Genomic DNA, 4,262 nt, shown 5'->3' on the forward strand with positions numbered 1-4,262 from the left:
CGTGGATCGAGCCGACGAACGAGCCCTGCGCGCGGACCAGGAGCCGGGTGCGGCCGCTCGCCGCCGCGACCCGCAGGATCTCGTCGACGTCGGCGTCGGCGTCGACCGAGGTGATGCGGGCGGTGGGTACCTGGAGCTCGGCGACCGGGGTCTCGGGCTCCGTGAGCGAACGGGTCAGCAGTTCCGAATCGGTCTCGCTGATCAGGCCGAGCCGCTCGGACTCCGCCACCAGGTGGGTGAGCTGCTCCCGGTTGTGGACGGAGGCCAGCTCGTCGCGCGGGGTGACCCGGCACAGCCTTACCAGGGTGTTGCTCATGGCGTTGAGCAGGCGGATCAGCGGCCGGACCACCTTCACCACGGCCCGGAAGGGCGGGGAGAGCAGCATGGCGGAGCGCTCCGGGTGGGCGATGGCCCAGGACTTGGGCGCCATCTCACCGACCACCATGTGGAGGAACACCACCACGATCATCGCCACGGCGAACGCGATGCCGTAGCTGAGTCCGGTGGGCAGGCCCAGGCGGTGCAGCAGCGGGTCGAGTTCGTGCGAGATCGCGGGCTTGGACACCGAGCCGAGGCCCAGGGTGCAGACGGTGATGCCCAGCTGGGCGCCGGCCAGCATCAGGGACAGCTCCCTCATGCCGGCCAGGGCCGCCCCGGCTCCGCGCCGGTTCTCGGCCGCCGCCTTCTCCATCCGGTGCCGTTTGGCGGCGACCAGGGCGAACTCGGCGGCCACGAAGAAGCCGCTGCCGATCAGCAGCAGGACGGTGACGAAGATCGCCATCGGGAAACTCATGCCGGGACCTCCGTCTCCGCCTCGGTTTCGGCTTCGGGCAGTTCGATCCGCACGCGGTCGGGCACGTGCCGGTCGAGGGTGCGGACCTCGATCAGCGCCTCGCCGCCCTCGGGCAGGTCGACGGTGAGCCGGTCCCCCACGGCCGGGAAGCGGCCGAGGCGGTCGACGACCAGACCGGCCACGGTGTCGTAGTCCTCCTCCTCGGGCAGCTCGACGCCGGTGACCTCGGCCACCTCGTCCAGCCGCCGTCCGGCGTCCACCAGCCAGCCGCCGGCGTCCGCCACGGCTACTGCGGTGACCGTGTCGGTCTCGTCGGCGATGTCGCCGATCAGTTCCTCCGCTATGTCCTCGTAGGTGACGATGCCCGCCACCCCTCCGTGCTCGTCGAGGACGACCGCGAACTCGTCGTCCCGCTCACGCATCTGGGTGACGGCGTCGGGCAGCGGCAGGGTGTCCGGGAGGAACAGCGGCCGCCGGGCGAGCGCGCCGGCCGTGGCGCCCTGGAGGCGGCCGGCCGGTTCGCGCATCAGCTCGTTGACGCCGAGCACGCCGGTGATCTCGTCGGGGTGGTCGCCCAGCACCGGGTAGTTGGAGTGGCCGTGCCGGGCGATCAGGTCGACGGCCTCGGCGGCCGTGGCGTCCTCGCGGACGAAGACGGCGTCCACCCGCGGGACCATCACCTGGTGGAGGGTCCGGTCGGAGAACTCCAGGGCGTGGTCGAGGAGGGCGGCGGTGTCCTCGGGCAGGGCTCCCCGCTCGTGGGACTCACCGATCAGGTGGCCCAGTTCCTCCAGCGTGGCGCCGTGGTGCAGTTCCTCGACGGGCTCGATGCCGACCCTGCGGAGCAGCCGGTTCGCGGCGCCGTCGAAGATCCGTACGAGCGGGCCGACGATCCTCAGGTAGAGGAGGGTGGAACCCGCCAGGGCCTTGGCCAGGCGCTCCGGCACGGCGATGGCGAGGTTCTTCGGGGCCAGCTCGCCCAGCACCATCTGCACGACCGTGGCCAGCACGAAGGCGAGCACGACGGAGATCCCGCTCACCGCGGCGTCGGGGAGGCCGAGGCCGGACAGCGCGGGCCTGAGCAGCGTGGAGACGGACGGCTCGGCGATGAAGCCGACGACCAGTCCGGTCACGGTGATGCCGAGCTGGGCGCCCGACAGCATGAACGAGAGCCGCTCCAGCACCTTCAGCGCGCGGGCGGCCTTCCTGTCGCCCCTCTCGGCGTCACGGGCCAGCGCGATCCGGTCGGCCGAAACGTAGGCGAACTCCTGGGCGACGAAGTATCCGGTACCCGCGGTCAGCACGAAGACGGCCAGCAGACCCAGGACGGCGTCGACGGCACTCATCGAACACCATCCCGCCGCGTGCCGTGCTCAGGAAGTACCTGGCGGGATGGTCGGGGACTGTGCCCCGGGGGGTCCGTCGGTCTGGCGGACAAGGGGTGACTCCTTTTTCTTCCGGGATGTACCGGGACAACGGTCGCGGCCGGTCCTGTGTTCCCGGCCGTCCCTCCGCTTCCGCGCGGAGCGGGCTCCGCCCCGTGCCAGGTCATCCTATGCTTCTACTCACCTGTAGAAGCTAGAGCGGCGGGCGAACCGCCGTTCATTCGCCCTGTCCGGGCGAACGGCGACATCACAACGACACCCCAGAGGAAGTGGACGCGCGCATGGTGTTCAGACGACTGCTCGGCTCGCTCGGCGTGGGCGGACCCACCGTCGACACGGTTCTCACCCCCGGGCCCGCCCTGCCCGGCTCGGAGCTCACCGGGCAGGTGCACATGGAGGGCGGCGGCGCCGACTTCGACGTCGAGCACGTCTCGCTGGAACTGGTGGCCCGCGTCGAGGCGGAGCACGCGGAGGGGGAGAGCGAGGGCACCGTCACCTTCGCGCGGTACACCGTCGGCGGCGGCTTCCGGCTCGCGGCGGGCGAGCGGCGGAGCCTGCCGTTCAGCGTGACGCTGCCGTGGGAGACGCCGGTCACGGAGCTGTACGGACAGCCGCTCGGCATCGTGCTGGGCGTGCGCACGGAGCTGGCGGTGGCGGGCGCCCGGGACAAGGGCGACCTCGACCCCCTGACCGTGGGCCCGCTGCACGTCCAGGAGGCGATCCTCGAGGCTCTCGGCCGGCTGGGCTTCGCCTTCCGCTCGGCCGACCTGGAGTACGGGCGCATCGGCGGCACGGGGCAGCAGCTGCCCTTCTACCAGGAGATCGAGATCACCCCGCCGCCCGGCCACGCGCACCAGGTGAACGAGATCGAGGTCACCTTCCTGGCGAGCCCCGGCGGCGTGGAGGTCGTGCTGGAGGCCGACAAGCGGGGCGGCTTCCTCTCCCCCGGCCACGACGTGATCACCCGCTTCACCGTCGGCCACCACGACGCCCGCGACTGGGAGGCCGAGGTCGACGGCTGGATCCGGCAGCTCCTGGACCACCGGGCGGCGTACGCCCCCCACGGCGGGTACGACCACGCGGCGCCCCACCCGGACCCCGACCACCACGGCTACCCGCACGGCCACGACGGCCACCACGACCACGGCCACCACGGCTCCGGACCCGGCGTGGGCACCGCCGTCGCCGCCGGCGCGGCGGGACTCGCGGTGGGCGTGGTCGGAGGCATGGTCGCGGCCGAGGTCGTCGACGAGATCGGGGACCTCTTCGAGGGTGAGGAGGAGGACGAGGCGTACGGGGAGGACGGCGACGACGGGGACGACGAGGCGTGACGGCCGCCATCCCCAAGGACTCTCTACAGTAATGTAGAAACGAGGCGGGTCCGGGGCAGTCGCTCCGGACCGGCGTCCCTCCAGCACGTCCCCGACACGTACGGAGTTCTCCATGGCCCTGTGGGACCGCATCAGGGAGTCCGCATCGACGATGCAGACCCAGCTGACGGCGAAGAAGAACGAGCTCACCAGCGGCGCCTTCCGGGATGCCGCGATGGCGATGTGCGCGCTGGTCGCCGCGGCGGACGGCACCGTCGACGCGTCCGAGCGGCAGCGGGTCGCCCAGCTCATCGCCTCCAACGAGGTGCTCCGCAACTTCGACGCCGAGGACCTCCGCCGTCGCTTCGAGGCCAACCTCGACCGCCTGGCCGCCGACTTCGACTTCGGCCGGGTCGCCGTCCTCCAGGAGGTCGCCAAGGCGAAGCGCAAGCCGGCCGAGGCCCGCGCCGTGGTCCAGATCGGCATCGTGATCGGCGGAGCGGACGGGAACTTCGACAAGGACGAGCAGGCGGTGGTGCGCGACGCCTGCTACGCCCTGGGGCTGCCGCCGCACGAGTTCGACCTCTGACCCCGCGGACCGCCCCCTCACCCGGCGGCCCGCCCCGCTCCCCCGGCCAGGGCCGCGTCCCGGCCGGGAGGGCGGTCACGGGGGCGGGGTGAGCCGCGGAGGGGCGGCGGTCACAGAGGGGTGGCGGTCACAGAGGGGTGGCGGCGTACAGGATGAGGGTCATGGTGACGGCCGCGTTGGCGGAG

4 protein-coding genes are annotated in these 4,262 nt (G+C 72.3%); 2 read left to right on the plus strand and 2 right to left on the minus strand.

Annotated elements, in window-relative coordinates; translation table 11 throughout:
- Window positions 1-793: hemolysin family protein (locus tag HW445_RS20350; protein WP_180222418.1), on the minus strand; the 793-nt coding region annotated here is incomplete at its 3' end.
- Entirely contained in the window at window positions 790-2,139 is a 1,350-nt protein-coding gene (locus tag HW445_RS20355) for a hemolysin family protein (RefSeq protein ID WP_180222419.1), read from the minus strand. The genes HW445_RS20355 and HW445_RS20350, both read right to left, overlap by 4 nt.
- 320 nt (window positions 2,140-2,459) lie before the next feature.
- Here HW445_RS20355 and HW445_RS20360 point away from each other — a divergent pair, with 320 nt between their 5' ends.
- Window positions 2,460-3,509 carry a sporulation protein gene (locus tag HW445_RS20360; RefSeq protein ID WP_180222420.1) on the plus strand — a complete coding sequence of 350 codons (1,050 nt, stop codon included), beginning with the start codon at window positions 2,460-2,462 and terminating at the stop codon, window positions 3,507-3,509.
- A 112-nt stretch (window positions 3,510-3,621) separates the two neighbouring features.
- The gene (locus tag HW445_RS20365) at window positions 3,622-4,077 is read left to right on the plus strand and encodes a tellurite resistance TerB family protein (RefSeq protein ID WP_180222421.1); all 456 of its coding nucleotides are present in this window, start codon (window positions 3,622-3,624) and stop codon (window positions 4,075-4,077) included.
- Window positions 4,078-4,262 lie beyond the last annotated feature (185 nt).

Origin of the sequence: Streptomyces sp. UH6, assembly GCF_013421635.1 — a bacterium.
GTDB classification, from domain to species: domain Bacteria; phylum Actinomycetota; class Actinomycetes; order Streptomycetales; family Streptomycetaceae; genus Streptomyces; species Streptomyces abyssomicinicus.

Excerpts from the sequence above, each read along its gene's own strand:
- HW445_RS20355 (WP_180222419.1), bottom strand. The coding sequence starts at position 2,139 with ATGAGTGCCGTCGACGCCGTCCTGGGTCTGCTGGCCGTCTTCGTGCTG.
- HW445_RS20360 (WP_180222420.1), top strand. The coding sequence starts at position 2,460 with ATGGTGTTCAGACGACTGCTCGGCTCGCTCGGCGTGGGCGGACCCACC.
- HW445_RS20365 (WP_180222421.1), top strand. The coding sequence starts at position 3,622 with ATGGCCCTGTGGGACCGCATCAGGGAGTCCGCATCGACGATGCAGACC.